28 protein-coding genes and 1 riboswitch are annotated in these 26,092 nt (G+C 52.1%); of the genes, 3 read left to right on the top strand and 25 right to left on the bottom strand.

From position 1 onward, the window contains the following. Nucleotides 1-108: 108 nt before the first annotated feature. The 5 genes from M2108_RS27165 to M2108_RS27145 all read right to left on the bottom strand — a co-directional run bounded on the left by M2108_RS27165 (nucleotide 109) and on the right by M2108_RS27145 (nucleotide 1,996). Complete coding sequence (locus M2108_RS27165) at nucleotides 109-444, bottom strand: FtsB family cell division protein (RefSeq protein ID WP_068729243.1); 336 nt, start codon at nucleotides 442-444, stop codon at nucleotides 109-111. A gap of 22 nt (nucleotides 445-466) precedes the next feature. Next, on the bottom strand, nucleotides 467-1,030 hold the full coding sequence (gene yabQ, locus M2108_RS27160) for a spore cortex biosynthesis protein YabQ (protein WP_277472522.1): 564 nt from the start codon (nucleotides 1,028-1,030) through the stop codon (nucleotides 467-469). Beyond that, nucleotides 1,027-1,311, bottom strand: a complete 285-nt coding sequence (gene yabP / locus M2108_RS27155) for a sporulation protein YabP (protein WP_277472523.1) — start codon at nucleotides 1,309-1,311, stop codon at nucleotides 1,027-1,029. The genes yabQ and yabP overlap by 4 nt, the downstream gene beginning before the upstream one ends. 134 nt (nucleotides 1,312-1,445) lie before the next feature. After that, complete coding sequence (locus M2108_RS27150; protein WP_042171862.1) at nucleotides 1,446-1,724, bottom strand: RNA-binding S4 domain-containing protein; 279 nt, start codon at nucleotides 1,722-1,724, stop codon at nucleotides 1,446-1,448. Beyond that, a complete protein-coding gene (locus M2108_RS27145) occupies nucleotides 1,724-1,996 on the bottom strand; it encodes an HU family DNA-binding protein (RefSeq protein WP_039868883.1) in 273 nt (90 codons plus the stop codon). The genes M2108_RS27150 and M2108_RS27145 overlap by 1 nt, the downstream gene beginning before the upstream one ends. A 34-nt stretch (nucleotides 1,997-2,030) precedes the next feature. Here M2108_RS27145 and M2108_RS27140 point away from each other — a divergent pair, with 34 nt between their 5' ends. Then, nucleotides 2,031-2,174, top strand: a complete 144-nt coding sequence (locus M2108_RS27140; protein WP_277472527.1) for a hypothetical protein — start codon at nucleotides 2,031-2,033, stop codon at nucleotides 2,172-2,174. Nucleotides 2,175-2,306: 132 nt separating this feature from the next. Here the strand turns inward: M2108_RS27140 and yabN are convergent, their stop codons facing one another. The 7 genes from yabN to pth form a co-directional block, all read right to left on the bottom strand. After that, nucleotides 2,307-3,803, bottom strand: a complete 1,497-nt coding sequence (gene yabN, locus M2108_RS27135) for a bifunctional methyltransferase/pyrophosphohydrolase YabN (protein WP_277472528.1) — start codon at nucleotides 3,801-3,803, stop codon at nucleotides 2,307-2,309. Between the two features lie 134 nt (nucleotides 3,804-3,937). Continuing rightward, the gene (locus M2108_RS27130; RefSeq protein ID WP_277472529.1) at nucleotides 3,938-5,611 is read right to left on the bottom strand and encodes a putative polysaccharide biosynthesis protein; all 1,674 of its coding nucleotides are present in this window, start codon (nucleotides 5,609-5,611) and stop codon (nucleotides 3,938-3,940) included. A gap of 137 nt (nucleotides 5,612-5,748) precedes the next feature. Beyond that, on the bottom strand, nucleotides 5,749-6,291 hold the full coding sequence (spoVT, locus tag M2108_RS27125; protein WP_277472530.1) for a stage V sporulation protein T: 543 nt from the start codon (nucleotides 6,289-6,291) through the stop codon (nucleotides 5,749-5,751). A gap of 284 nt (nucleotides 6,292-6,575) precedes the next feature. Further along, nucleotides 6,576-7,637: a peptidylprolyl isomerase gene (locus M2108_RS27120; protein WP_277472531.1), complete on the bottom strand. Its 1,062-nt coding sequence runs from the start codon at nucleotides 7,635-7,637 to the stop codon at nucleotides 6,576-6,578. After that, complete coding sequence (gene mfd, locus M2108_RS27115; protein WP_277472532.1) at nucleotides 7,624-11,148, bottom strand: transcription-repair coupling factor; 3,525 nt, start codon at nucleotides 11,146-11,148, stop codon at nucleotides 7,624-7,626. The genes M2108_RS27120 and mfd overlap by 14 nt, the downstream gene beginning before the upstream one ends. A gap of 135 nt (nucleotides 11,149-11,283) precedes the next feature. Next, nucleotides 11,284-11,514 carry an anti-sigma-F factor Fin gene (gene fin, locus M2108_RS27110; protein ID WP_068728917.1) on the bottom strand — a complete coding sequence of 77 codons (231 nt, stop codon included), beginning with the start codon at nucleotides 11,512-11,514 and terminating at the stop codon, nucleotides 11,284-11,286. A gap of 90 nt (nucleotides 11,515-11,604) precedes the next feature. Further along, entirely contained in the window at nucleotides 11,605-12,165 is a 561-nt protein-coding gene (gene pth, locus M2108_RS27105) for an aminoacyl-tRNA hydrolase (RefSeq protein ID WP_277472533.1), read from the bottom strand. Nucleotides 12,166-12,258: 93 nt separating this feature from the next. On the opposite strand from pth, the gene M2108_RS27100 reads away from it, so the two are divergent. Next, on the top strand, nucleotides 12,259-12,459 hold the full coding sequence (locus M2108_RS27100; protein WP_068728914.1) for a hypothetical protein: 201 nt from the start codon (nucleotides 12,259-12,261) through the stop codon (nucleotides 12,457-12,459). Between the two features lie 94 nt (nucleotides 12,460-12,553). Here M2108_RS27100 and M2108_RS27095 read toward each other — a convergent pair whose 3' ends face one another. The 13 genes from M2108_RS27095 to M2108_RS27035 form a co-directional block, all read right to left on the bottom strand. Next, the gene (locus tag M2108_RS27095; protein WP_036678796.1) at nucleotides 12,554-13,507 is read right to left on the bottom strand and encodes a ribose-phosphate diphosphokinase; all 954 of its coding nucleotides are present in this window, start codon (nucleotides 13,505-13,507) and stop codon (nucleotides 12,554-12,556) included. 96 nt (nucleotides 13,508-13,603) lie between these two features. Next, nucleotides 13,604-14,995, bottom strand: coding sequence for a bifunctional UDP-N-acetylglucosamine diphosphorylase/glucosamine-1-phosphate N-acetyltransferase GlmU (gene glmU / locus M2108_RS27090; RefSeq protein ID WP_277472547.1), 1,392 nt, complete (start codon nucleotides 14,993-14,995; stop codon nucleotides 13,604-13,606). A 173-nt stretch (nucleotides 14,996-15,168) separates the two neighbouring features. After that, nucleotides 15,169-15,456 (bottom strand): septation regulator SpoVG, encoded by a 288-nt coding sequence (gene spoVG, locus M2108_RS27085; RefSeq protein ID WP_020425826.1) that lies wholly within the window; start codon nucleotides 15,454-15,456, stop codon nucleotides 15,169-15,171. Nucleotides 15,457-15,666: 210 nt separating this feature from the next. Then, nucleotides 15,667-16,494, bottom strand: coding sequence for a pur operon repressor (purR, locus tag M2108_RS27080; RefSeq protein ID WP_277472548.1), 828 nt, complete (start codon nucleotides 16,492-16,494; stop codon nucleotides 15,667-15,669). Nucleotides 16,495-16,611: 117 nt separating this feature from the next. After that, the gene (gene ispE / locus M2108_RS27075) at nucleotides 16,612-17,466 is read right to left on the bottom strand and encodes a 4-(cytidine 5'-diphospho)-2-C-methyl-D-erythritol kinase (RefSeq protein WP_221803655.1); all 855 of its coding nucleotides are present in this window, start codon (nucleotides 17,464-17,466) and stop codon (nucleotides 16,612-16,614) included. A 169-nt stretch (nucleotides 17,467-17,635) separates the two neighbouring features. Beyond that, nucleotides 17,636-17,818: a small, acid-soluble spore protein, alpha/beta type gene (locus tag M2108_RS27070; RefSeq protein WP_068728905.1), complete on the bottom strand. Its 183-nt coding sequence runs from the start codon at nucleotides 17,816-17,818 to the stop codon at nucleotides 17,636-17,638. A 158-nt stretch (nucleotides 17,819-17,976) separates the two neighbouring features. After that, the gene (veg, locus tag M2108_RS27065) at nucleotides 17,977-18,252 is read right to left on the bottom strand and encodes a biofilm formation stimulator Veg (RefSeq protein ID WP_068728903.1); all 276 of its coding nucleotides are present in this window, start codon (nucleotides 18,250-18,252) and stop codon (nucleotides 17,977-17,979) included. 263 nt (nucleotides 18,253-18,515) lie between these two features. Continuing rightward, nucleotides 18,516-19,415 carry a sporulation peptidase YabG gene (gene yabG, locus M2108_RS27060; protein ID WP_277472549.1) on the bottom strand — a complete coding sequence of 300 codons (900 nt, stop codon included), beginning with the start codon at nucleotides 19,413-19,415 and terminating at the stop codon, nucleotides 18,516-18,518. A gap of 96 nt (nucleotides 19,416-19,511) precedes the next feature. Further along, entirely contained in the window at nucleotides 19,512-20,396 is an 885-nt protein-coding gene (gene rsmA / locus M2108_RS27055; protein WP_277472550.1) for a 16S rRNA (adenine(1518)-N(6)/adenine(1519)-N(6))-dimethyltransferase RsmA, read from the bottom strand. After that, on the bottom strand, nucleotides 20,393-20,944 hold the full coding sequence (gene rnmV / locus M2108_RS27050; RefSeq protein WP_277472551.1) for a ribonuclease M5: 552 nt from the start codon (nucleotides 20,942-20,944) through the stop codon (nucleotides 20,393-20,395). Before rnmV ends, rsmA begins: the two co-directional genes overlap by 4 nt. A 150-nt stretch (nucleotides 20,945-21,094) precedes the next feature. Continuing rightward, nucleotides 21,095-22,255 carry a 3D domain-containing protein gene (locus tag M2108_RS27045; protein WP_277472552.1) on the bottom strand — a complete coding sequence of 387 codons (1,161 nt, stop codon included), beginning with the start codon at nucleotides 22,253-22,255 and terminating at the stop codon, nucleotides 21,095-21,097. 292 nt (nucleotides 22,256-22,547) lie between these two features. Then, nucleotides 22,548-22,777: riboswitch (cyclic di-AMP (ydaO/yuaA leader) on the bottom strand. A 198-nt stretch (nucleotides 22,778-22,975) separates the two neighbouring features. Continuing rightward, nucleotides 22,976-23,746 (bottom strand): TatD family hydrolase, encoded by a 771-nt coding sequence (locus M2108_RS27040; protein ID WP_277472553.1) that lies wholly within the window; start codon nucleotides 23,744-23,746, stop codon nucleotides 22,976-22,978. A gap of 54 nt (nucleotides 23,747-23,800) precedes the next feature. Then, on the bottom strand, nucleotides 23,801-25,084 hold the full coding sequence (locus M2108_RS27035) for an HD domain-containing protein (protein WP_277472554.1): 1,284 nt from the start codon (nucleotides 25,082-25,084) through the stop codon (nucleotides 23,801-23,803). A gap of 306 nt (nucleotides 25,085-25,390) precedes the next feature. On the opposite strand from M2108_RS27035, the gene M2108_RS27030 reads away from it, so the two are divergent. Further along, complete coding sequence (locus M2108_RS27030) at nucleotides 25,391-25,645, top strand: AbrB/MazE/SpoVT family DNA-binding domain-containing protein (protein ID WP_019914502.1); 255 nt, start codon at nucleotides 25,391-25,393, stop codon at nucleotides 25,643-25,645. Nucleotides 25,646-26,092 lie beyond the last annotated feature (447 nt).

Below are 26,092 nucleotides of genomic sequence, written 5' to 3'. Positions count from 1 at the left end.
CCCTTAAAAATATACAGACGAATATACACTTCATCCAGTCTGCGGTGATTTGATTATACAGTAAAGAGCAAATCAAGGCAACACAGCAAAAGCCTGATTTGGCCTGCTTTATTCCCCTGATTGCTCTGTACGGATTGGCAGTTCGCCCGGAAGATACATATTGTACCATTTCCGTGCCAGCTGACCGATATATTCATCATCATTAAGCCTGGATACGTCGTATTTCAGCTGATTAAGCGAGGCCGTTACACTTTCATTCGTTGCCTGCTTTTTGGCAAGCACCTCACTCTTGTCCGCTATCGAAGCGCTCTGGGCAAAGAAAATGTAACCGGACCAGCTGAAAAATACAGTCATTACCGCAAGCCATATGAACTTTCTTCTTTTCGCACCTGCGGCTAAAGCCTTGCTTGCTGTTCCCTTCTCTTCCGCAGTAAATCTGTTCATGCGTCGTACCCCCATTGTAAGGTCAGCGTTTTCGCCATGCGGTTATCCATTCAATAGATCTCTTACACCAGGCAGACTGATAGATTCTGGACAGATATGGAGAGATCCATCTTACTGGAAATACCCAAATTGGCTTCGTTAGACGCAAGAGCAGCTTCAGAATAAATAACAGGATGCGGCCGAGCAGCAGCAGCGTTCCTCTACAAAGCCTCCAAAGCCAGCGCAGCGGTACACCTATTAAGATTTCCAGGGTTCTCCATAGCAGTCTGCACATATACTGGACCGACTGAATTAACATTACCACAAATCGCCGCACCGTAACACTGAAGATCAAAAAATAGATCCATACGCCTAGAAAGAGCCCCAAAAAGACATAAAACCTCAATTGTCCCTGATTTCCGGCGTACAGCATGCGGAACACAAGCAGCGCCGCCCATATCCAATACAGCAGGTCCAGCAGTGCATTCAGCCATTTGGGAAAGCTCAGCTTCAGCGACAGCACCCGGTAGCTGTCATAAGTCACTCCCATAGCTGTACCTGCCAGTATCATATAGATCAGGGTCATCCACTGAACTGCCGGATTCATTTAAACAGCTTGCCCAGTAAGCCCTTATTTTTCCCCTGTGTTCCGGGATCGAGATAAATCAGGGAATGGACATTGCCTTCCAGCGACAGAATGCCGTTCTCCAGGCTCAGGTTTTTGATATGTAAATGACTGCCGCGGATGGTGAGATGGCCAAGCTCCGTACGGAGCAGGAACTCCTCGCTATCGAAGCTTTCTACATTCTGTACACCTGTCAGCTCCAGCTGCTTGCGGCCGCGCATGTGCAGATCATGCTGCTTATTGACTTTGACTGGCTCGATCATAGCATGTACCCCTCCTTCTTGATTCTAATCTATGGTGATCGGGGGGGTATTAGAACTTGCTGAATCTCCGGAAAATATAAAAAAGCACAGCTCTACATAACGTAAAGCTGTGCTTGGGGTTATAGCTGTCTGCCTTACCAGTCAAGACCGCTGCTTTTGGCAACAGGCTCCTCGCGGAGCAGGGTGTACATGCCGGCTGCCTCATCCTTGCGGGTGGTTTCAACCAGCTTTTCCACTTTGACTGTTACAAGCTTCTGGCCGAACTGCACGGTAATCTCGTCGCCGATCTTTACGGTGCTGCTTGGCTTGGATTCCTTACCGTTAATCAGCACCCTGCCCTGTTCGGACACATCCTTGGCCACTGTGCGGCGCTTGATTAGCCGGGACACCTTCAGATACTTGTCCAGACGCATTAGTTAACGGCTTCTTTGAGCTTGTTGCCAGCCTTGAAGGCCGGTACAGTTGATTCAGGGATTTCAATAGGTGTGCCCGATTGCGGGTTGCGGCCGGTACGGCCGGAACGTTTGCGGGTTTCGAAAGTACCGAAGCCGATCAGCTGTACTTTATCGCCCTTGGACAAAGCATCGGTAATTTCGCTAAGTACTCCGTTTAATACGGCTTCTACATCTTTTTTGGCCAATCCGCTTTTCTCGGAAATGTTGTTTACCAGATCTGTCTTGTTCATAATTTGAAGTTCCTCCTAGGATACAAAAAAATAAATGAAACGCGATAAGCTGCCAAAATATGCCGCCGATCGTCATTTCGTCTTTATGATATTCTTGATGCCGCCCGGAAATCCTGCCGCAAAACGTCGTTTTTTTGAAAAATCGCATACTCCGGCTCCAGGCACTACTACATTATAAACCTCATACGGCATTTGGAACCAGAAAATAAAGCCTTATTCCCAGCATTGCCGCTTCCTGCCGCAGCTATACGGCCATAGTAACATTTAATGGAAAAAGATTCATTTACAGCTTCAGACCTACCACACACGGCTATTTCCGCTCCTGCACCTTGGCTTCCTGCCATAACTGCTCCATCGTCTCCAGACTGCTCTCCTTCACATTTGTGCCCCGGTCCTGCAGCTGCTGCTCGATATAAGCAAACCGCGATACAAATTTACGGTTGGTACGGGTCAGCGCCTCCTCCGGATCTGCACCGATGAAGCGGGCGGCATTGGTTGCCGCGAACAGCAAATCCCCCAGCTCCAGCATCTGATCCTCCGCCGCTGCGCCGCTCTCGATAGCCTCCTGCAGCTCATCGACCTCCTCGCGGATTTTGGCCAGGACATCCGTTATGTTATCCCAGTCAAAGCCGACCTTGGCGGCCTTCTTCTGCAGCTTGTAGGCTTTCATAAGTGCAGGCAGATCACGCGGAACCCCGCTCAGTGCCGACTCCGACTCCGGCTTCACACCCTTCAGCCGCTTTTCCTCCGCCTTCATCCCGTCCCAGTTCTTCAGTGCTTCCTCTGCATCGGCTGCACTCATATCGCCAAACACATGCGGATGGCGGAAGATCAGCTTGTCATTCAGACCCTCAATAACATCATAAACGCTGAAGGTGCCAAGCTCCTCTTCAATCTGCGAATGGAGCATAATCTGCAGCAGCAGATCCCCCAGCTCCTCCTTCATGTGGTCCGGGTCATCCTCGTCGATCGTTTCCAGCACCTCATAGGTTTCCTCGATCAGATTTTTGCGCAGTGATTCATGTGTCTGCTCACGGTCCCACGGACAGCCCTCCGGGCTTCTCAGGGTATCGACAATCTCATGGAGCCGGGCAAAGGTGCGCCGGCGCGCGTTCTCCGCACGGTTCGCAGGGACATAGACCAGAGACAGATTACCGTAACCATCAATCCGGTCCAGCTCATATAGCGGCACACGGAGAATCTGCTCCTCCTGCTCTACTCCAAGGGCATGTCCGACGATCACTTCGTATTCCGCCGGATACAGCTCCATCAGGCACAGCTTGGTCTCGGAGGCCGTAAAGCTGTCATAGACCTGTCCAATCAGCGTATGCAGTTCAGGTTGTAGCTGCGAGCTGCGGATGCCTGAAGCATCCAGCAGCTGAAAGCCTTCGATCGGATCGAAGCCGAGCCGCACAAAGGCCTCATCCAGAAAGCTCTCACCGCCGAGAATCTCAAGCGTGATCCCTGCTTCAGGGCAGCGCCGGCGCAGCTGGGAAACTGCCGACTCCGCTACCATCGGATGGCCCGGAACCGCGTAGACGATTTCAGTCCCGTCAGGTGCAGCAAGTGCTTCTTCCATTAACCTCGAGGTAATGGCTTCGTAGACCTCCGGGAAAGAGTCCAGCGACACATACAGCCCGTCAAAGGACTGTGAGGCAATCTCTAGCTCCGCGAGAGCTGCCATCACGGGATGCTCGGCGGTTCTCACGTAAACAACGGCTGCCGCCTTCAGTTTTTTGATAATCCCCAGCGTCAGCCGGTCCGGATTGCCTGATCCCAGGCCGACCACTGTTAATCTTGCACTCATTCCGTTTCACTCCTTCTTGGCCTGCCGCTATATTCGTTAAACCGGGGGCAAGGCCTAACATGCCATCATGATTATATTGGTTCGAAAGAAAAAGGATAAGGATAATGTCAGCTGTCCGTTCGGCAGACTGCCCTCTAAGGGAACAGGCGCAGCTGCTTCAGCTTGTCCGCGAGCTTCGGGCCGAAGCCCGGCAGCTGGCGCAGCTCGCTCTCGCTGAGCAGCCGCAGCCTGACTGCGCCCAGCGCAAAGACTGCGCAGCCCGCCAGCACGCCCAGCAGCGTCTGCGCCAGGCTCGCCATCCGCCCGCCGCCGAGGCCTGCGGCGGTAAGCGCCAGCGCCGCGCCGCTGCTCACGGCGGCAGCGGCCAGCCCGAGGCCCGCTAGCAGCAGCGCGGGCCGAAGGCCGGCATCTGCGAGGCGCAGCCGCAGATGGCCCTGCCGGTGCAGCAGCAGCACGTTCAGCGCTGCTGCGAACCCGTGCGCCGCCACGCTTGCGATGGCGGCGCCGGTAATGCCCTGCTGCGGAACCAGCAGCAGGTTGAGGGCCGCCTTCAGCATTGCTGCGGCCAGGAGGTGCAGCGCCGGCGCGCGCACGGCGCCCAGGCCCTGCAGCAGTGCGGCAGAGATGATGCTGATCGTACCGCCGGCGGCGGTAAAGGCCAGCCACATCATCGTGCCGCTGCCTGCGGCATCGCCGTACAGAGCCACGTTAACCGGCTCTGCCAGAACCGCCAGGCCGACCGAGGCGGCCAGGCCCAGCAGCCAGAACCAGCGCAGCGACAGGCTGCAGCGGGTTCTTATCAATGCATCATCGCCGCGGTACTTCGCCTCCGCGAGCGCCGGAATGAAGACGACCGACAGCGAGGTCGCCAGCATGGTCACGATCTGCACGAGCGGCAGACCGCGGTTATAGATGCCGAACTGGGCCATGGAAGCCGTCTCACCATAAGCGGGCGCCAGCAGCCGCGGGACGGTGAAGACATCGACCAGCCCGATCAGCGGCACTGCCAGCGCCCCCAGCATCACCGGCAGGCCGTAGGCGAGCAGCTGCCAGGCGGACGCCCGTTTGATCCGGCCTGCAGCCCCAGTACGGAAGCTGCGCGGGGACTGCTCACCGGCAGATGCAGCTGGAGCAGCCCCGGGCTGCTGTTCGTTTGCCTGCCGGCGGTGCCGCCTCCAGAAGAGCAGCATGACCAGCAGCCCGGCCGCTCCGCCTGCTGCCGATCCGAGCAGCGCACCAGCAGCGATATCTGCTGCTCCAGCCCCGCGGCCGGTCAGATACAGCAGCAGCGCGATCATGACAATGACGCGGACTGACTGCTCCACTACCTGTGAGACAGCAGTCGGCATCATATTATGCAGTCCCTGAAAGTAACCCCGCACAGCTGCCATAAGCGGAACAACCGCCAGCCCGAGGGCGCTGGTATGCAGGGCCGGGATAATGTGCGAGTTGCCCACAATTCGGGCAATGACAGGAGCGCCTGCATAGGTTAGCATACCGATAATAATCCCGCAGACTGCTGTTAGAACTGCTGACAACCGCAAGACCCGGCGCCCCTCCGCTTCGTCGCCCCCGGCGGAGGCTTCGGCTACAAATTTGGAGATGGCTGACGGCAGACCCAGCATAGCTACCGTAATCAGCATCGTATACAGCGGATTAACCGTGTTATAAATGCCGAATACGGCGTCACCGCCCAGATTTTGCAGCGGTATTTTTTGCAGGGTGCCGATAAGCTTGGATACAATGGCTGCCGCGCTTAGAATAAATGCTCCTTGCAGCAATTTGGAGCCGGTTGTGCCTGGTTTCATAATTTTACCTGCTTCTGCAGCAATAACCGCTATAATAGGATGAATTTCTATATTATACCGCAAGCAGGCAGACGACAAAACCCCGCCCCCCTTGATCTCGGATCAAAAGGAAAGCGGGGCTCCCGGCACCAAACCTTCTACTGCTCCATTTGCTTGCCCAGGAAAGCGGCAGCAGTCTCGGCCATCTTTACTTCCAGCTGTGACATTTTTACAGAATCGTCCTTGTTCATCAGTACTACACAGCCGATCGGATCACCGCCGGAAATAATCGGGGCAGCCACATAGCTGGACAGCAGTTCGGAGTGATCTTTGCTGATGTCGTAATTTCCGCCGTTCGTCTCCAGCATGGTCTTGCGGCTCTCCATGACCTTCTCGAGCAGCGCCCCGACCTGCTTGTCCAGATATTCCTTCTTGGAGCCGCCGGCCAAAGTGATAAAGCTGTCTCTGTCGGTAATCATTGTAATATGCCCCGTACCCTCATAAAGCGATTCCGCGTATTCTTTGGCGAAGTCGCCCAGCTCCCCGATAGGAGAGTACTTTTTCAGTATGACTTCACCGTCGCGATCAACGAATATTTCCAGCGGATCCCCTTCACGGATACGCAGTGTACGTCTAATCTCTTTAGGAATAACAACACGGCCTAGGTCATCAATACGGCGAACAATACCAGTAGCTTTCATTTCACATGTTGCCCCGCTTTCTTAAGAAGTATGGTCCAACTACTGTCCATTACGGGAAAGGATAATCCCGGTGATTTATCGTAATATCTGACCATAGTATTCATCTGTTCCCAATTCCTTATACATGCCCGGTCCTTAAATAAACACAAGCTCCAGATCCCTACATTCTCCGGGTATTCATACCAAGCTTGTGCCTGTTTGCCCTATAGAATACATACCCTCATTACGCGAAAAAAGCCATCCCTCGCTTGGAAGCGTCAGGATGGCTTGTCCGTCTGAGCCTATTATTGGGCTGCTTCTGTAGCAGCCGGTGATGCGCTTGGTGCTGCAGTAGCTGCAGCTCCGCTATCCGTTGTTCCGGATTCGTCAGCAGCAGCGGTGCTCTTAGGCAGATTGATCTCGATATTCAGCGAATCAAGCTCCTTATCAAGGAAGGTCTCCAGGTTCTTTGAAGCCAGCGTGCTCTTGACGGTTTCCTTCTGCTCGTCAGTCAGCTTGTCAAAAGTGGTCTCTGTACGTGACTCCACTTCAATAACGTGGTATCCGAAGCTGGTTTTTACCGGATCACTGATGGTGTTCAGCGGCAGGGTCTGTGCAGCCTGTTTGAATTCCTCCACATAAGTGCCCAGCGCCTTGTCCTTGTATTCGCCTCCGGACTCTACTGAGCCGGTGTCGTCAGAGTATTCCTTGGCAATTGCAGCGAAATCACCGCCTGCATCAAGCTTGGCCTTAACTTCGTTGGCACGCTTTAGGGCATCCTCATCCGTCCGTTCCTTGCCGTCAGCATCAGTGAGACCGACCAGGACATGACGCAGTGTAGCAACGGTATAGTCACCTTTGGTTGCCTCAAACTCAGCCTTAACTTCATCGTCGGTAAGTTTCAGCAGCATGTCCTGATAAACGGTGAGTACACGCACCATGTAGGAGCGAATGTCTGCTTCCTTCAGATCTGCTTCCTTCAGAGAGCTTTCGTAAGTGTCGCCCAGTGCCTCTTTCATTGAGCTTACCTGTACATCCGCTTCTTTCTCGGCCTGCTTCTTCGCCTCATCCGTAGCTTGTCCGGCCAGATATTCAAAGGCAACCTCCTGCTTCAGGATTGATTCCTTAAAGGCGTCAATCTCCAGGTATGCCGCCTGCTGCGGGGACAGGAACTTCATAACCTTGGTATCCATATCGAATTCCTTCTCAGTAATCGTGCCGCCCTTGTAGGTTGCAACTGCCTTGGTGTTATCCTCAGCTGCATTGTTGCTATTATTGCTGCTGCACGCAGACAGCATGGAGAAGGAAACGGCTGCGGCTAAAGAAACCAGCAGCACCTTCCATGATTTCGCTTTATTTACTGACATTGTGTAATTCTCCCTTCGGTTTTAACGACTCTTTGGCTGCCGCCAGAAACTGCTCCAGCAGATTAAGAAGCTCTTTATCACTGAGATCCTTGGCTTTGATGCGGATGCCAGCCTTGGCCTCTCTATCAAATTGTACACGTCTTTCGAAGCTATTACCAACTTTGGCGAGCTTAGCCGTATCAAAAGCGGCCGCACCCCCCTCATGGAAATTAAGCGATACCTCGTCGCCGCGCCGGACCATGGACTCCATGCCGTACAGCTTGCCGTATACTTTCAGCCGGGCAACCGACAGCAGATTGACGACAGCTTCAGGTAATTCACCGAACCGGTCAAGCAGCTCGTCCTCCAGCTCGCTTGCATCCTCAAAGGAAGCCACTGCCGCAACCTTTTTATAGATTTCAATTTTCTGGATGCTGTCGTAAATATACTCTGACGGAAGATAGGCGTCAATCGACAAATCAATGACCGTATTGCCCTGCTTCAGCGAAGTATCCTCTTCGCCGAGCACAGTAACCTTCCGCTTGCGGATTTCCTCTGCAAGCATCTGTGAGTACAGATCAAAGCCGACTGAAGCAATGAAGCCGTGCTGCTCTGCGCCGAGCAGATTTCCCGCTCCGCGGATCGAGAGGTCACGCATGGCAATTTTGAAGCCGGAGCCGAGCTCAGTGAACTCCTTGATCGACTGCAGACGCTTCTCGGCTACCTCTGTCAGCACTTTGTCCCGCTGATACGTAAAGTAAGCATAGGCAATACGGTTGGACCGCCCAACACGCCCGCGCAGCTGATAAAGCTGGGACAGGCCCATCTTGTCGGCATCATGGACAATCAGGGTGTTAACGTTAGGGATGTCGACCCCTGTCTCAATAATGCTGGTGCTGACGAGCACATCATACTCCCCGTCCAGGAAATCGAGGATGGTTTTTTCCAGCTCCGATTCCGACATCTGCCCGTGTCCCACGCCGACACGCGCTTCCGGAACGAGCATGGATATCTGTGCTGCCATCTCATGAATCCCCTGTACCCGGTTGTACAGATAGTAAACCTGGCCTCCGCGGGCCAGTTCACGCTCTACAGCTTCACGCGTAAGAGTGTGGCTGTGCTCAACCACATACGTCTGTACGGGAAAGCGGTTCTCCGGTGGCGTCTCTATAACGGACAAATCCCGCACGCCCAGCATGGACATATGCAGCGTACGCGGTATAGGCGTTGCGGTGAGGGTCAGGACGTCAACATTTGTTTTGAGCCTTTTTAGCTTTTCCTTATGGGTTACGCCGAATCTCTGCTCTTCATCGACAATCAGCAGACCCAAATCCTTGAAGACTATATCCTGTGAAAGCAGGCGGTGTGTTCCGATGACGACATCAACGGTTCCCTGCTTCACGCCTTTAATCGTTTCATTCTGCTCCTTGCGGCTGCGGAACCGGCTGAGCACCTGAATGTTGATCGGGTAGTTGCCAAACCGCTCGCGGAACGTCTCGTAATGCTGCTGAGCCAGAATGGTGGTCGGTACAAGCACAGCTACCTGCTTGCCCTCAATTGCAGATTTGAACGCGGCACGGATCGCGACTTCGGTCTTGCCATAGCCTACATCCCCGCACAATAGCCGGTCCATCGGACGGTTCTGCTCCATATCCTTTTTAATTTCTTCAATCGCCCGGAGCTGGTCGCGCGTCTCCTCATACGGGAACATTTCCTCGAACTCGCGCTGCTCCTGTGTATCCTTCTCGAATCCGTAACCGAGTGCGCTCTGCCGTTCCGCATAGAGCTTGATCAGGTCATCGGCAATATCCTGTACAGAGGAACGAACCTTGCTGGTGACTCTCGTCCATTCGTTGCCGCCCAGCTTGTATACCTTTGGCTCCTTGTCTTCGGAGCCGACATATTTCTGAATCAGGTCAATCTGGTCAATCGGTACGGACAGCTTGTCGCCTCCGGCATACATGATATGCATATAGTCACGGTGAATTCCGCTGACCTCCAGCGTACCGATGCCCATATACTTCCCGATACCATGATTCTGATGAACGACATAATCTCCGATTTTGAGCTCGGTATAGCTCTTGATCCGCTCGGCGTTATCAATTCCCTTGGACAGCTTGCGCGCTTTGCGCTGCTTCTGGGAGAACATCTCACCCTCGGTGATGACGGCCAGATGAATCGACGGCAGCTCAAAGCCTGAGCCCAGGTTGCCCTGAAGCAGCGTCGGCTCTTCAATACCGTAATCGTCAAGCACCCGGCGGACACGCTCCATCCGCTCCTCGCTGCTCGCGAGCATGACTACCTTCACGCCTGACTTATGCCAGCGCTCCATCTCCGACTTCAGTACATTCATCTGCCCATGGAAATCCTGCATGCCGCGGCTGATGAAGCCCAGGATGTTCTGCGGCTGGATATGGGGAACCTGACGCAAAAAGATCGACATGAACAGGCTCTGGAATGGGCGCCGGTACATGATAACATCATTATCCACCGAGAGATGAAGATCAGGGAGATTCTTCCCGTTCTGAAGAAGGTGCAGGTTCCACTCGGATTCGTCACGTTCCAGCTGCTTCGCCGTTTCCAGCAGCCGGGCCGGCTCATCCAGCACCAGAAGGGTATCCTCGGCCATATAGTCATACAGATGCGTACGCTCAGGATATAAGAGACTGATATATTTATAGATTTCAGGGAAATAGGTGCCTTCACGCAGCATTTCAAGCTCCCGGCCCATTTCTTCACGCAGACGCAGCTTCGCCTGGCGGTCGGTCATTTTCTCCAGCTGACGCTCCAGCATCGCCGCTGCCGCAGTTGCAGCCGAGTCCAGTCGGGTCTTATCGGCAATGATTTCTTTTGCCGGGGTGATTTTTACATTCCGGACTTTATCAATAGACCGCTGATCTGCCGGATCAAAGGTACGGATCGAATCGACCTCATCATCGAACAGCTCCACCCGGTAGGCCAGCGGAGAAGTCATCGGATAGAAGTCGATAATGCCACCGCGTACACTGAGCTCACCGCGGTTCTCCACACGCTCTACCCGCTCATATCCCATCTCAATCATCGACATCAAAAATTCATCAAGAGAGAGGGTCCCCTCCTGTGATATAGTCAGCTGTGCTTCTGCCATCACATGAGGTGCAGGCAGCAGCCGGCGGACGCCGGAATAGGGAACCACGACAACTCCGCGGAAGCCCTGTGCACACCGGGTAAGCACGTCAATCCGCTGGGCGAGCGTCTCCGGACTGGACACAGCCGCTTCAGCCGCAACCAGCTCATTGGCAGGATAGAGCAACACCCGGTCAGGAGAAAGCGCTTCCTGCAAATCCTCAGCCATCTTCTGGGCCGAGAACATATTATGCGTTACTACAAGCAGCGGCCGGGCGAGCTCTTCATGCAGTGCCGCCAGCATAATTTGTCTGGCTGAGCCGGACAGCCCCGAGATCAGCTGCTCCTTCATGCCTGCTGCTACGCCACGGGTGACAGATTGAAAATCAGGATCTTTGGAAAAAGCCTCTATAAGACCATGTAACAACGAAAGACACCTCTCTAACTGAACAGGCCGGCAGTGACTTATGGATCACTGCCTCCCGTTATGATTGGAATCGAAAACAAGCCTTAGCATGTAGGCCAAGGCTTACGGTTGACAACAGAGACAGCCGCATTCATGTTACTGAAGCGGACTGGCCAGGAGGCTCAGTTCAGGATTGTTATCCAAGGCCTGCTTGCAATAATCGCAAGTAACCTTCACCGTGATTTCGCCGTCTGAATCATACGCTATGATGTCTCTGCGTTCCGCAGGGGTCAAGGAGTGAAGGCCCAGCTGTATTTCGGTAGCGCTGCTTCTATTGATGCTTCCCAGAAATGTCCGGCAGTGCCTGCACACGTAATGTATTGCCATCTATATGCCTCCTGAAGGTAGTATATACCCTTCAGTATGCCCCGTACCCTTTGTATTTAGCCCGGAACAGGGGCACGGGCGTTGCTGCTGTTAACCGTTGAATTTGGCCATTGTCTGCTCAAAGGTATGCTGCAGACTGAACTCCAGTGCATCACAGGTATCCAGAATCATCGACCTCAGCTTCTCCCCGTCCTTCTTGGGGAAGGTGGAGAGCACATAATCTACGATGGCATAGCCCGGCTCGGGGCGGGAAATGCCCATCCGCACCCGGTTGAAGCTCTGGGTGCCGGTATGCTGGATAATCGATTTGATGCCGTTATGGCCTCCGGCGCTGCCTTGATACCTTAGCCGGATTTTGCCGATTTCGGTATCCAGATCATCATACACTACAATCAGGTCCTCAAGGGACACTTTATAATATTCCATATAAGCGCGAACCGCTTCTCCGGACAGGTTCATAAAAGTCATGGGCTTAATCAGGACGGTCTTGACCCCGCCGATCATCCCTTCACCGATCACGGATTTGCATTTGTTCTGATTAAAGCTTATTCCGTTTCTGGCTGCAAGCTCGTCGAGCGCCATAAACCCGACATTGTGCCTTGTCTTGGCATACTGGGTTCCCGGATTTCCGAGTCCAACAATCCATTTCATGATTCCGGCCTATCCTTTCTATCCTCTCGTAAGCAGAAGAGTTCCGTTTTTGGTACAATGAGTTGTATATACTCCAGAGACAGGTGATGAACGATGCCACATCAGGGCGAAATCTTAACGCTTCAGCGCCATTTCCAGTATCACATTCAGTATGCTGTGCCTGTCGAGATCTACAGGGACGATGTGTTCGTGGCTATCGGTGTAGTTACGGCCGTTGACGAGGGTTTTGTTGAGCTGCAGGGTACCCTCTACAACCGCGGCATCTTTACCTTTGTTTCCCGTCCGGGGTACTAGAAGGCCGGCATACGCCGATAAGGGTTACATCTTCCGACACCGGAGGTGTAACCCTTTTTTTGCATATCAGATTCAGCCGGCACACCGGCTTGTCCTACTCGATCTCGAACAGTTTGCTGATTGACAATTCCTCGTGAACGCGGATAATCGCTTCACCCATCAGCGGAGCCACAGACAATACCTTCAGCTTGGAAGTCGGATTGGCACTGCGAATCGGAATGGTATCCGTTACGATAATTTCCTTGATCGGTGAATTCTCCAGGCGTTCATGCGCCGGACCGGACAATACAGGGTGGGTACAGCAGGCGTATACTTCCTTCACGCCGCCTTCCATCAGTGCATTGGCTCCCAGTACGATTGTACCGGCTGTATCGATGATATCATCGATCAGAATCGCCGTCTTGCCTTCAATGTTACCGATAATGTTCATAACTTCACTGACATTCGGCTCCGGACGGCGCTTGTCAATGATCGCCAGCGGGGCGTTGAGGAAATCAGCAAGCTTTCTTGCCCGCACTACGCCGCCGTGGTCCGGTGATACGACAACCGGATTCTCAATCTGTTTGGAGCGGAAATACTGGGCCAGAATCGGAACGCCCAGCAGATGGTCGACCGGGATATCGAAGAAGCCTTGAATCTGCATAGCATGAAGGTCCATGGTAATGACACGGTGCGCGCCTGCCTTCTCGATCAGGTTGGCTACCAGCTTGGCCGTAATCGGATCACGGGAACGTGCTTTGCGGTCCTGACGTGCATAGCCGTAGTACGGAATAACTACGTTGATGCTCTTGGCCGAAGCGCGTTTGAGCGCATCCACCATAACGAGCAGTTCCATCAGGTTATCATTGACCGGGCCGCACGTGGACTGGACAATGTAGACATGGCAGCCCCGGACACTTTCCGAAAGCTTAACCTGGATCTCTCCGTCACTGAAGCTTGTAGTGTGTGACTCCCCCATCGGAATGCCGATATAGTCGGCAATCTGACTGGCCAGCTTTGGATTGGAGTTACAAGTAAAGATCTTTAATTTGGAATCGCAATAAGTCATAAAATATAAACCCTCCGTGACGGAATTTAACTTCCAAGCAGCGCCGGACAACCCTTGTGCTCTGTCCGGCGCTTTGGCTTTGGCCTTTACGATGGACTAGGATTGTTCTTTTTTGGCTTTGGCGCGGGCGCGGATCTTATCCGCATACCCCGGCTTATTCTCCTGCCTTACTCTGGCCACAGCCAGATCATTCTCCGAAACAGAGCGTGTAATCGTGGAACCTGCTACAACAAAAGCCCCTTTGCCCACGGTTACCGGAGCAATCAGATTGACGTTGCTGCCGATAAAGGCATCATCCTCAATGGTGGTCTTTGCTTTATTATACCCGTCGTAGTTAACGGTAATTGCACCGCATCCGACATTGACGTTCTTGCCGACAGACGCATCCCCGATATAGCTTAAATGCGATACTTTGGAGCCGTCGCCGATTGTGGCATTCTTGACCTCTACAAAATCGCCGATCTTCACTTCTTCACCAAGCACCGCGCCCGGTCGCAGATAAGCGAAAGGACCGACAGATGCCCGTGCCCCGACGGTAGCCTGGCTCAGCACGGAATGCTTCACAGAAGCGCCGTCCATGATCTCGGAATCCTCAATATCGCTGGACGGTCCGATCACACAGCCCTCCCCGATTACAGTCTTGCCTTTGAGCAGAGTCGAGGGGTGCAGAATGGTATCCGCACCAATGACAACATCAGCTCCGATATAAGTCGAGGCCGGATCAATGATCGTTACCCCGTTAAGCATATGTGTCTTGTTGATCCGCTGGCGCATATGTCCCTCTACTTCGGACAGTGCGAGCCGGTCGTTAACGCCAATAGACTCCGCAGCATCATGAGCCTGATATCCCAGAACGATATCACCCTGTGCCCGGAGTATGCCGATACAATCGGTTAAATAATATTCCTGCTGATTATTGTTGTTCGTCACCTGTTCCAGCGCGGCGAACAGCTTAGCATTATCAAAGCAGTAAGTGCCTGTATTAATTTCCTTCACAGCCGCCTCTTCCGCCGAGCAGTCCTTCTGCTCAACAATCTTCAGCACACCGCCGTCTTCTCCGCGGATAATCCGTCCATAACCGGCCGGCTGGTCCATTACAGCAGTCAGAATAGATGCTGCCGCCTTCTGTCCTTCATGCAGCGCCATTAATCCTTCCAGCGTTTCAGGCGTGATAAGCGGGGTGTCTCCGCAAATGACTATCGTCGTGCCTTCTTCACCGCCGAGAAGTTCCTTGGCCTGCTTCACAGCATGCCCGGTCCCGAGCTGGGTTTCCTGAAGCACATATTCAGCATTCTGGCCCAGATAAGCCTTCACTGCGTCTGCTCCATGTCCGACTACTACAATATTGCGTTCACATCCGGTCGCCTTTACGGTATCAAGCACATGCCCTACCATCGGCTTGCCGCAGACGGGATGCAGTACTTTGTATAATTTAGATTTCATGCGCTTGCCTTGACCTGCAGCAAGTACAACAGCCATTCTTTTCAAGAATGCCAACCTCCTACTTCTTGAGCTCACTACTGAATATATCTCATTCCGGGCAAAAAGAAAAGAGAACCATGCTGCCATGGTTCCCTTTTCTTCGAACCCCAATTGAAAACGGCCTGACCTTACGCCACCCCTTACGGGCAGGCGTTCTTCAGAGAAAGCGCGCTTAGCTCCTAAGCTCCCTCTTCAATAACTTCCTCTTCTTCCGTAGCGGCGCGATCGTACTCGGCCAGAACCGCAGATTGAATCTTTTCGCGTGTTCCCGAAGAAATCGGGTGTGCGATATCGCGGAATTCACCGTCCGGTGTACGCTTGCTGGGCATTGCAACGAACATCCCGTTATTACCGTCGATGACGCGAATGTCATGAACAACAAACTCGTTATCGATGGTAATGGATGCGATTGCCTTCATTCTCCCCTCAGAGTTGACGCGGCGGAGTCTGACATCCGTAATTTGCATGTGTGTGTTCACCACCTTTTTCCATCAGAGACTTGGTGTATAATTCCACACAGCAAAGCGAATTCCTTCTTTTTGATTCCAAAAAATGACTACTACAGAAGATTATTTTTGCGGAATTAGCGTTTTCGACACATTTCGTGCTCTTTTCTAATGATTCCTCATGTTTTCGACACTATACTGCACTTTTCTAAGCTGTTAATTCTTCCCCTCCTAAGAGGAAAAATAGTTGCCGGGATGCGCGGAAATTCTCCGCTCCCTGGAGTCTACCTCGGTCAGCTTCACCAGCGACACATAATCATGCAGCAGCCGTTCTTCCGTCTCTACCGCACCTGACTCAACAAGCACGCCGACACCGGCAACCTGGGCGTTGAATTCGCCGAGCAGATCCACCATACCGCGTACCGTACCGCCTGCCTTCATGAAGTCATCCACAATCAGCACCCGTGATTTCTCGCGCAGGGCCCGTCTTGACAGGGACATCGTATGGATGCTCTTATGGGAGCCGGACACATAGTTGATGCTTACAGCCGAGCCTTCTGTCACCTGATGGTCACGGCGGACGAGCACTACAGGCAGACCAAGCTGGGCGGCTGTAGCATAAGCAAGCGGAATCCCCTTGGTCTCTACAGTCATTACCACATCAATCTCTACGCCGTAAAAGGCGGTGGCAATGATTTTGCCCGCCTGCTCCATTACGGAAGGGAGACCCAGCAGGTCGGACATATACAGATAGCCGCCGGGAAGAATCCGGTCACTCTGCTCAAGCTCCCCGCACAGGCGCTTAACAAATGCCAGCGCCATATCTGTCGGCATGCGCGGAATATAGCGTACACCGCCGGCTGCACCGGCCAGCGTCTGCAGCTCGCCCATACCTTCACCTTCAAATACCTCTTTTATAATAGCCAAGTCCTCACTGATGGATGACTTCGCCGCACCGTACCGGTCCGCAAAGGTGGATAATGGCAGCAGATCATGCGGTTTCTCTAGCAAAAATTGGGTCATATCAACCAAACGTTGGCTTCTTTTAAGTTTTTTCACGGAATACTCCTCGCCAAAACCGAATATTATTAAAAATAATATCATTTTTGTACGGAATTACACAAGAAAAAACGGACCTGCCGCCCTTTTCGGGAAAAGGTTCCGTTTCTCCTAAGGTTAAGTCAGCGAGCGCACAGCATATACTTCCTTGCAGAAGCCGCGCAGCCCGTTATAGATTCTAGCCACCTTGGATTGCTTAGAGACCAGGCCGAATACCGTCGGCCCGCTCCCGGACATCAGTACTCCGTCAGCCCCCAGCTTCACCATGGCTTCCTTGAGCTGCTGAACCTCAGGATGCAGCTTCAGGGTCACATCCTCCAGAACATTGCCCAGCCGTGCACAGACTGCTCCAAAATCCCCTGCTTCGATAGCCTCCTGCATCCGTGAAGCCGATGGATGCACGGCAATCTGATTGGCCCGCACACGGCCATATACCTCGGCTGTAGAGACATTGATCGGAGGCTTCGCCAGGATAACCCAGCACTGCGGCGGATTGGGGATCGGCGTCAGCTTCTCCCCCCGGCCTGTGGCCAGAGCCGTACCGCCAGTGACACAGAACGGGACGTCCGAGCCAAGCTCGGCGCCAAGCTCCTGCAGCTCCTCTGCGGGGATATTCAGGCGCCAGAGCCGGTTCAGGCCGCGCAGCGTAGCCGCGGCATCACTGCTGCCGCCGGCAAGGCCGGCAGCGACCGGAATCCTTTTATCCAGATGAATATGTACTCCGCTCTTCACATTGTAGCGGTCTTTAATAAGCCTCGCTGCCTGAAAGGCCAGGTTCTTCTCATCAAGCGGTATATATCCGGCCTGGCTAGAGATGATAATGGAGTCACGCTTCAGCTCAGACAGCTCCAGACGATCCGCCAGATCGACCATTGTCATAATCATTTCAACCTCATGAAACCCGTCAGCACGCTTGCGAAGCACATCCAGCATCAAATTAATTTTAGCCGGCGCTTTTTCATACATTTTCAAGGCGTTCACCCACCCTCAGCTTTTCCCGTAAAAACAACTTAACATATTATATGAGAAACTTGTTATGAAGTCCATGATCAAAAGTAAAGCCTGTTGCGGCAAGCCAAAAAGAGGGCCCTGCCGTTCAGGCAGCTCCCCCTTTTACGGATCTGCTTAAAAAGACCGCAGATTATATATCCGACTTACGGGCAGCCTGCTCCGCAAGCTGGATAGCCCGCTTCACCATATTGCCGGCGTCCTTGGCCCGGATTCCGCCCCAGCCGTCCTTTTCCACCGTTTCGTAAAAGCCAAGCTCCTTGGCCAGCTCCGTCTTCAGTTCTTCTGACATCATACCCCGTCTTCTGCGGCTCATCGGTAAAAGTCCTCCCTTACAGTAGTGGATAAGAAGCATATTGCCCCTATAGTATGCTGCTGCAGGACGCTGCCCATTCCCTGATAACCGTACTTGCCTCCGGCAGGACATAATGTCCAAACAAAAACAGCCCCTTATAGGGACTGTTCTGTAAAGCGTTAAGCCTTAATATACACAACCTGCATTTGCCCGTCATCTTCATAAACAGTGATTTCCACTGATTCAGTGAGGATATCGGCATAGCTATAGGAGACACGCTTAAAGGTTTGCTGCTCCTGATCCAGTTTGACAATAAAAACAGAAGGGTACGTTTCTTCCAGGACACCGGTGCGTTCAACGGTCTTACGGCGGCCACCATTAGCCCGCAACGTAATCTTATGACCGACATGAGCTTCGAGACTGCGTTTAATTTCCAACAGCGCGTTATTAGCCATTGCCTGACGACCACCTCTTTCCTTGTCCCATTATACAACTTTTCACAAACATTGTCAAACCAAATAATTAATTATAGATGATGCTAAAATAGTTGTCAACGGAATTTTTTTGAGAGAGTAGATTGCTGTAATAGCTCTATTGTTAGCGGCAATCTTATTTTTAGATACGCATGTATTGGTTTGCCCCAAACACATAAAAAGAGAAGAAGGATAGCCCTAATGACTATCCTTCCCCTCTTATGTCCCGGTCATTCTCCGAAGTACTAAATGGCAGAAGGTGTTACCTTCAGTGTGGACAGGTTCTGCAGCAGCGGCATACCGATCCGGAAGCTTCCCCTGGTCTCTATGCCGCCAATCCCCTTGCTTCCGCTAATCGTATGGCCCAGCACATCCCCCAGGTTCACTGTCTCACGGACCGAGGTGAAGGCAGCCTTGGCTGCAATATACACTGGATCCAGGGCGTGGATCAGTATTCTTCCCGGGGAACTGGCAAAGTTGGCCCCCGACCCGAGAAGTGCCTCAAAGTGGGACTGGCATGCCCCGGCCACGATTGTCAGGGCGTCAAAGTTACGTTCATACTCACGCGCAGCCTGAATTGCCGCCACAAAGTTCTGTGAATTCTTGTAGCTGGCCAGGCTGTATAGGTCATAAGTATGGGGCTGCTTCAGCACGCCGTCATGGCCAGTGATGACCACAATATCCGGATGGACGCGCGGCAGCAGCCGGTAGAGCGTCTCTGCCATTTTGGATTCATGCACATGATGCCCTTCAGCAGGAATCCGCAGCTGTTCGTAGAGGCTCAGGCTTTTCCGCAGATAAAGCTGATCCCCGTCCAGGTGCAGCACCTTGCCCGGTACCTCAAAATAAGCCGTTTCCTTGGGCGCCTGGGGCCAGCCGGCAACAGCGCTCTCCCCGCTGCGCTTGCTCTGCTCCTGGCGGTCCCTCCGCAGCTTGGTCAAAGACTCGGTAGCTTTGATCTGAGCCTGCTGGCCGCGTTCTGTGATACGGGTGGGCGGCACCTGAATCAGGTCATCCAAGGGGGAATCCGCAAGCAGGCGAAATTCCGTGCCTTTGATGACGGCTGCATTCTGGACTATATTTTCTACCCGGAAGGTCACATCTCCGCCATATGATTTACGAACGACCAAATCTCCTAAATTCATCACAACACCACCTCTACCCCCATCGTATGGGCAAAGGCCCCGGTTGGTTCATAAACCGGCTTATTTTCGTGTATGAGACTTTATCGGTTTATTGTGCTATTTAACGCCGGCAGTCAGCAATACCGCGCTCAGCCGTGCATATTCAGCGATGCTCAGCGTCTCCCCGCGGCGCACAGGCTCAATGCCGGCTTCAGCCAGCAGCGCCTCAAGGCGTTCACGCCCTTCGCCGGGGAAGAAGCGGGCCTTCAGGTTATTGGCAATCGTCTTGCGCCGCTGCGTGAATGCAGCCTGCACCACCTCAAAAAAGTGCTTCTCATCCTCCACTTCAACCGGCGGCTGTTCCCGCACCTTCAGACGGATGACGGCGGATTCCACATTCGGCTGCGGAATAAATACCGTGCGCGGCACAATGCAGACCAGCTCAGGCTCGCTGTAGTATTGGACTGCTATGCTGAGGCTGCCGTATTCCTTGCCGCCCGGAGAAGCCGCCATACGTTCGGCAACCTCCTTCTGGATCATTACAACAATATTATCAAGCGGCAGCTTCTCTTCCAGCAGCTTCATGAGGATAGGTGTGGTCACATAGTAAGGCAGATTGGCTACAACACTTACCTTATCTACCGCGGCAAAATCCTCAGCGAACAGCTCCTGCAGATTCACCTTTAATACGTCGTCATTGCGTACTTTGACATGCGGGTAAGCCGCCAGCACGTCGCGGAGGATCGGGATCAGCCTGCGGTCAATTTCCACCGCCGTGACGGCGCCCGCCTCCAGCGCAAGCCGCTCCGTAAGCGCCCCGATGCCAGGCCCGATCTCCAGGGCTCCTGAAGAGGCGGTGAGTCCGGCTGCATCGACAATTTTATCCAGAATGTTCTGATCAATCAGAAAGTTCTGGCCCAGGCTTTTTTTAAACGAGAATCCGTACCGCTGAATAATTTCCTTCGTCCGTGTAGGGGACGAAATATGGTCATGTCCGCTCATATGGTGATGCCTCCCTGATCAATTTGCGTGAGTGCCGCCTGAAACTCCTCCCGGGTAATCCCAAACATCGCAAGCCGTTTATACAGCTGCTTGCCGTTACAGTAGCCGATGCCAAGTACATTGCCAAGCGCCATTCTCCGCTCTGCCGCTCTGGGGTGTACCAGCATCCCTGCAGACATAAGCTCGTCCAGCCCGATTAGCGCAGGTGCTCCCTCAAAGGAGGTGTGCACATTGGCCAGCGCATGGCGGATCGCCTCAGGCGAGGCATTTTCCACTCCAATATCGCCTTTGCGGGTTGCATCCTTCTCCGGAATAAAGGCATGCTTGCAGCCTGGCACCTTGGACGAGACAATCTTGCGTATGCGCTCACCGGCATGGTCGGGATCGGTTAGGATGATGACTCCTCTGCGTTCCATAGCCAGCGCAATTTTGGCAATCACCTTGCGGTCAACGGCGGAACCGCCCGTCTCTATTGTATCGGCCTCCACCGCCCGCTTGACGGCGACCGTATCACTTTTGCCTTCCACTACAATTAATTCTTTGATCATCGTGATGTGCTCCTTCCCTTACAACACAAAAAGAAGAGGATTCGCTCCCCTTCTTTTTGGCTAAAGAATGTATAAGTGATGAGCTAGCCCGTTCATAAAGTGCTACCCTCACTATATCGTATAAACCGCTAATTTGCAAAAACTGCCGCCTTAATTTAGTTCCGGCTTCACTGGTCCAATTACGTATACCGTCCGTGACTTCCGTCCGAAATTACGGGCATGGCTTAGTGAATCGTAGTAAACATCGATCTTGTTGCCTTTAATGGCACCGCCTGTATCCTCTGCACGGCGGAAACCCAATCCCTCAATGTACACCCACCAGCCGATAGGTATTACATCCGGATCAACAGCAATAGTACGGCCTTCAGTTACGCGTGTTCCGGAAGCCGTCTTTGTTCCGATGCCCGGCTCTTCAGAAGAATAAGCTGTCATCGACACATTTTTGATCATTTTTTTATACTGGAAATCTACGCCTGCCTTGTGCACGACGTTGGTTGCTGCCGCTACTTTTTTAGCAGAACTGGAGGTAGTTGTTGTTTTGGTTGGGGTTGCTGCAGCAACAACAGGTGTGGGAAGCTTCTTGGTACCAACGGCAATAATCTTGTCTTTGGTAACGGTCTGCACTTCCTTGCCGATCAAGGTCTTCGAGACCAGCTCACCATCCTGATAAATCTTCTGGTAATGCTGGATGATGGCGCCCGGCTTGCCTGCCTGTGCAACTCTTACATCTCCCTTATACAGGGAAGGATCTGCGGTTTTGATGACTTTGAAAGGCAAACTTACCGTCTGCTGTACCGTTTGCTTGGTAATACGGACAATCTTGACTTTCATGTCAGGTGTAACTGCGGTGTCTAGCGAAGGGAAAATCTTGTCGTCGCCATCCAGGCTGTAGCCCAGCTTAGCAATGGCATCCCCGAGTGAAGCCTCGGTGGTATACAGCGTCTTGGTTGCGCCGTCTGCAGTAAGCGTAAGCTTCTGAGCACGGGTAATGGTAACACGGTCTCCGTCCTGTATTTCATCGCTAAGACCTATGGATACTACGTCATGCGGCGTAAGCGTAATCTGCTCTTTGGCTAGCACGTCGCTGAGCAGCGCCTCACGCGTTTCGAGCGTCAGCACTTCTCCGTCTATTACTAAGTTAATTACTTTATTGCCTTGGCCGTGTACGTACAGCAGAATTAACAGCGCGATAACAATGGATACCGCACCTGCAAGTGAAAGTACGCGAGGATTCACCTGCTTGAGCCGTAATGCGAATGACCTGCTGGATGATTGCGAATCATGGGATACTTCTGGTTGGAATACGCCCATTCTCTCCATCCTCCTTACATAGCCCCGTCGTCCAAATAGTATATCAAAGTTGACTGAATCATATCTGACGAAACTAAGTTTGAGATTGCAACAGGATACGCCCGCATAGCTTAAGCGTTTCCTGCTCATGGATCGCCTGCCCGGCATAAGGACTCCCAGAACCTGTTATATAACAGTATGCTGGGGACAGCCGCATTATTCATAACAAAAAAAGCCCAAAAGAGTTCTTATAGAGGACTCTTTCGTGGCTTCTCCGGGTGTTAGAATACGCGGGAATGTGTATGCACGAGGTTTCCTCTCTTACTTGCGCTTACGGGGTTAGCTGTCGGGTTCGGGCATAAGAGAGACGCCCTATCTCAGGTCACCCGCTCACGGCGGTTGCCCTCAAATTCACCCCAAAGACCACGTGAAGAAATCAAATAAAGTCTGCGGCACTTCTTGTGTTGTACTCTATGTACGCCCATGCGGCAGTGCATTATTGGTTCCCCCGTTCTCCATACGGAGACTCAGCGAGACGATCCATGAATCAGTGACTGTCACAGTAACAACAGCTCACTGCACTGAAAAGATGATATCCTGTTTTGATGCATGTTGTAAAGGACGGTTCAACCACGTTTACGCAAAAAAATGATTAAAATATTGTAATATTCGCCCATTTAGAGTTTAAAAAGATTTAATATATCGGTTATACTTCTTTTTTCACCGCTTTTACTCCTGATTTCAGACAATACCAAATCGTACCAGTGCGTTCGTATACGTAATTTCCGCTAATTCCTGTAAATCAATCCCTTTTATTTCCGCCGCAGCTTCTGCAACTAATTTTACATAACTGCTCTCATTCCGCTTGCCTCTGAAGGGGTGCGGAGTCAGATAAGGGGAGTCTGTTTCGATCAGCAGACGGTCCAGCGGTGTCTTCGCCAGCACCTCTTTGGGCACCCTGGCATTCTTGAAGGTGACTGGTCCGCCGAAGCCCAGATGAAAGCCCAGATCGAGGCACATTTTTGCCGTTTCCCAGCTGCCGGAGAAGGAATGCATAACACCGCCCACCTCATTCGCCTTCTCTTCCCGCAAAATCCGCACTACATCCTCATGAGCATCACGGTTATGAATACAGATTGGCATGTTCAGCTCACGGGCCAGCCCGATCTGCTTGCGCAGCACCTCATGCTGTACCTCTTTCGGCGAAGTATCCCAGTAATAATCCAGACCGATTTCCCCGATGGCCACCACTTTGGGATGACTGCACAGCGAAGCAATCCACTCGAGATCCCCCTCCTTCATGTCGATCGCATCTACGGGATGCCATCCGACGGCTGCATAAATATAATCATAGGTCTCGGCCAGCTTCATGGTGGTCGGGATCGTCTCACGGTTAAAGCCGATATTAATCATCTTCGTTACTCCTGCTTCCCTTGCCCGGGAGATCACTTCCTCGCGGTCTTCGTCGAATTGCGGAGCATCGAGATGGGTGTGTGTGTCAAATAGTCGCATTATACAGCTTCCTTTCTGTCTTCATTTCTATGATGAATGCCAACTTTTTTTGTATTATTTTTCAAAAATCTCTGCGATTGAGGAAGGCAGCAGCGGAAGCGCCTTGTGCAGCTTGTCCTGCGGGAAATACAGATGATATCTGCCGCGGTGAATCCCGCTGATCGAGCGTACAATATCAGAGACCTCGGAAATTTCCCGCAGTTTGTCATGGCGGTCAAGCAGCAGAATCTGCTTGCTGTCAAAAGCATCGCCCGGACGGAATACATCATAGGGGAGATCTGTCGGAAAATCGATTTCCAGGTCATATTCAGCATTTAGTCCGGCACCGGCAAAGCTGCGGCGGATTTCGCCAATGGTCTCGGAATCGAGATTCTCTATCTCTACATATTTATACAGTTTACGGTGTATAAAACGGCAGCACAAGTCGCTCAGCAGCTCATCCTGTTCCAGTGTCCATTGCATAAAGGCTGTCTGAATCATGGCTTCATCCAGCAGAAGATACTGCTCTACAGTCACCTCGCCCCTGAACAGGTCCTTTAAAGGTTCAATCATGAACCCGAAGGCATATCCGTTCTGAAAAAGCTCCTTCGCCCTGCGGAAAATCTGGCGGAGTATAATCTCCGAGCTGCGGGTTACCGGGTGGAAATACACCTGCCAGTACATCTGGTAACGGGACATCAGATAATCCTCTATGGCGTGCATGCCTGATTCTTTAACGACTACCCTGCCATGATAAGGGCGCAGCATCCGGAGAATGCGGTCAATATCAATGGTTCCGTAGTTAACTCCGGTATAGTATGCATCGCGAAGCAGATAGTCCATCCGGTCGGCATCGAGCGGCCCTGATACCAGGTTGACCACAATTTCATGCTCATAGGTTTTGGAGATAACCGAGGCCACTTTCTGGGGAAAATCTTCAGCAACATCCTTTAGAATAGCTGTAATCTCCGTGTCCTCCAGAATAATCCGGCAAGTCCAGTCCTCATGATTCATTTCGAAGGCTTCCTCTATGGAATGGGAGAAAGGGCCGTGTCCCAGATCATGCAGCAGTGCTGCGCACAGGGTCAAGAGGCTCTCTTCCGGCATCCAGTCCTTATAACCGCTCCGTTCAAACTGGGAAATGATCCGCCGTGTAATTTCATACACCCCCAGCGAATGGGAGAACCGGCTGTGCTCTGCTCCGTGGAACGTGAGGTAGGAGGTGCCGAGCTGGCGGATACGCCGCAGGCGCTGAAACTCCCTGGTATTAATCAAACGCCAAATAATGGTTTCCTGTACATGGACATAATTATGGACCGGGTCCTTAAAAACCTTCTCCTCTGACAGCAGCTGATTCACAGGATCAACTCCTTCACCATAATTTTATTAGTATTTCATTGGTATTACGTCTATAATAATGAATAATGTCATAGTTTGTCGAATAATGGTATTTTGTATGTCCGCAAATCGACAACTCATTTTCATGCACTTTTCGGGAAAACCCGGATAACTGCAGGGGTTGCGAAAGCTTTCTTTTAAAAATTCCTTAAAATTCGCCTCAAAAAAGGTTGACTGTTTTGGGAATGGTTGGTATTATAAATATCATAAAACGGTGAACAATGTCGAATAATGACGTTTTTGAACTTTGAGAGGAGCAAGATTGCAATGATGAAATCAACAGGGATTGTAAGAAAAGTAGACGAGCTTGGACGGGTTGTTATTCCGATCGAATTGCGCCGTACTCTGGGCATTGGAGAAAAAGATGCGCTCGAAATTTACGTGGACGGTGAGCGGATCATGCTGAAAAAGTACGAGCCTGCCTGCATTTTCTGTGGCAACGCCGAGAATGTTACTTATTTCAAGGGAAAAATCGTTTGTCACGAATGCATTTCTGCTATTCCTACCCCTGTGACAAATTAAATCAAATCGGTTATAATAAGAACTAATCAAATTGTTAATTCTAACCTTTTTATATCTCCTTGGCCTCCCGTTTATGCGGGAGGTATTTTTTTGCATTTGTGACGGGGCTTCCCCTGTTATCCCCTTTATTTTAAGTTTTATTTTAAGGAAGAATGATTAAAGCTGGATAAACTTTTTCTTTCTTACCCTCCCAAACCCTCCCTGACAGGGAGGGCCCCAAAGGGCCCCGGCCCTCTGGACACCCGGAAGCTTGGCTGATTTGGCAGCAACGCGGACAAAAGAATTGTTCGGCGGAAGACCGGCCCTCTTTCGGGCAAGCCCTCAGGGCCTTGTCATGCGAGTGAATCCCTAATTGGATTGTCAACAGTAAATCAGACAACTTTTTTAAGGGCTTCTTGACGATACTGAACAGGCGTTAGGTAACCCAATGTGCCATGAATACGATGC

Source organism: Paenibacillus sp. PastM-3, from assembly GCF_029893965.1.
GTDB lineage: Bacteria > Bacillota > Bacilli > Paenibacillales > Paenibacillaceae > Paenibacillus_AQ.
This window is presented reverse-complemented; position numbering and strand designations above follow the sequence as displayed.

Excerpts from the sequence above, each read along its gene's own strand:
- veg (WP_068728903.1), bottom strand. The coding sequence starts at position 18,252 with ATGGCTAATAACGCGCTGTTGGAAATTAAACGCAGTCTCGAAGCTCAT.
- M2108_RS27145 (WP_039868883.1), bottom strand. The coding sequence starts at position 1,996 with ATGAACAAGACAGATCTGGTAAACAACATTTCCGAGAAAAGCGGATTG.
- yabG (WP_277472549.1), bottom strand. The coding sequence starts at position 19,415 with ATGAATTTAGGAGATTTGGTCGTTCGTAAATCATATGGCGGAGATGTG.
- rsmA (WP_277472550.1), bottom strand. The coding sequence starts at position 20,396 with ATGAGCGGACATGACCATATTTCGTCCCCTACACGGACGAAGGAAATT.
- M2108_RS27030 (WP_019914502.1), top strand. The coding sequence starts at position 25,391 with ATGATGAAATCAACAGGGATTGTAAGAAAAGTAGACGAGCTTGGACGG.
- M2108_RS27130 (WP_277472529.1), bottom strand. The coding sequence starts at position 5,611 with ATGAAACCAGGCACAACCGGCTCCAAATTGCTGCAAGGAGCATTTATT.
- M2108_RS27100 (WP_068728914.1), top strand. The coding sequence starts at position 12,259 with ATGCCACATCAGGGCGAAATCTTAACGCTTCAGCGCCATTTCCAGTAT.
- M2108_RS27150 (WP_042171862.1), bottom strand. The coding sequence starts at position 1,724 with ATGCGTCTGGACAAGTATCTGAAGGTGTCCCGGCTAATCAAGCGCCGC.
- spoVT (WP_277472530.1), bottom strand. The coding sequence starts at position 6,291 with ATGAAAGCTACTGGTATTGTTCGCCGTATTGATGACCTAGGCCGTGTT.
- yabQ (WP_277472522.1), bottom strand. The coding sequence starts at position 1,030 with ATGAATCCGGCAGTTCAGTGGATGACCCTGATCTATATGATACTGGCA.
- yabP (WP_277472523.1), bottom strand. The coding sequence starts at position 1,311 with ATGATCGAGCCAGTCAAAGTCAATAAGCAGCATGATCTGCACATGCGC.
- M2108_RS27140 (WP_277472527.1), top strand. The coding sequence starts at position 2,031 with ATGAAACGCGATAAGCTGCCAAAATATGCCGCCGATCGTCATTTCGTC.
- M2108_RS27165 (WP_068729243.1), bottom strand. The coding sequence starts at position 444 with ATGAACAGATTTACTGCGGAAGAGAAGGGAACAGCAAGCAAGGCTTTA.
- M2108_RS27040 (WP_277472553.1), bottom strand. The coding sequence starts at position 23,746 with ATGCGACTATTTGACACACACACCCATCTCGATGCTCCGCAATTCGAC.
- M2108_RS27120 (WP_277472531.1), bottom strand. The coding sequence starts at position 7,637 with ATGTCAGTAAATAAAGCGAAATCATGGAAGGTGCTGCTGGTTTCTTTA.
- fin (WP_068728917.1), bottom strand. The coding sequence starts at position 11,514 with ATGGCAATACATTACGTGTGCAGGCACTGCCGGACATTTCTGGGAAGC.
- rnmV (WP_277472551.1), bottom strand. The coding sequence starts at position 20,944 with ATGATCAAAGAATTAATTGTAGTGGAAGGCAAAAGTGATACGGTCGCC.
- yabN (WP_277472528.1), bottom strand. The coding sequence starts at position 3,803 with ATGAGTGCAAGATTAACAGTGGTCGGCCTGGGATCAGGCAATCCGGAC.
- M2108_RS27070 (WP_068728905.1), bottom strand. The coding sequence starts at position 17,818 with ATGAGCCGCAGAAGACGGGGTATGATGTCAGAAGAACTGAAGACGGAG.
- M2108_RS27045 (WP_277472552.1), bottom strand. The coding sequence starts at position 22,255 with ATGGGCGTATTCCAACCAGAAGTATCCCATGATTCGCAATCATCCAGC.
- spoVG (WP_020425826.1), bottom strand. The coding sequence starts at position 15,456 with ATGCAAATTACGGATGTCAGACTCCGCCGCGTCAACTCTGAGGGGAGA.
- M2108_RS27095 (WP_036678796.1), bottom strand. The coding sequence starts at position 13,507 with ATGACTTATTGCGATTCCAAATTAAAGATCTTTACTTGTAACTCCAAT.
- pth (WP_277472533.1), bottom strand. The coding sequence starts at position 12,165 with ATGAAATGGATTGTTGGACTCGGAAATCCGGGAACCCAGTATGCCAAG.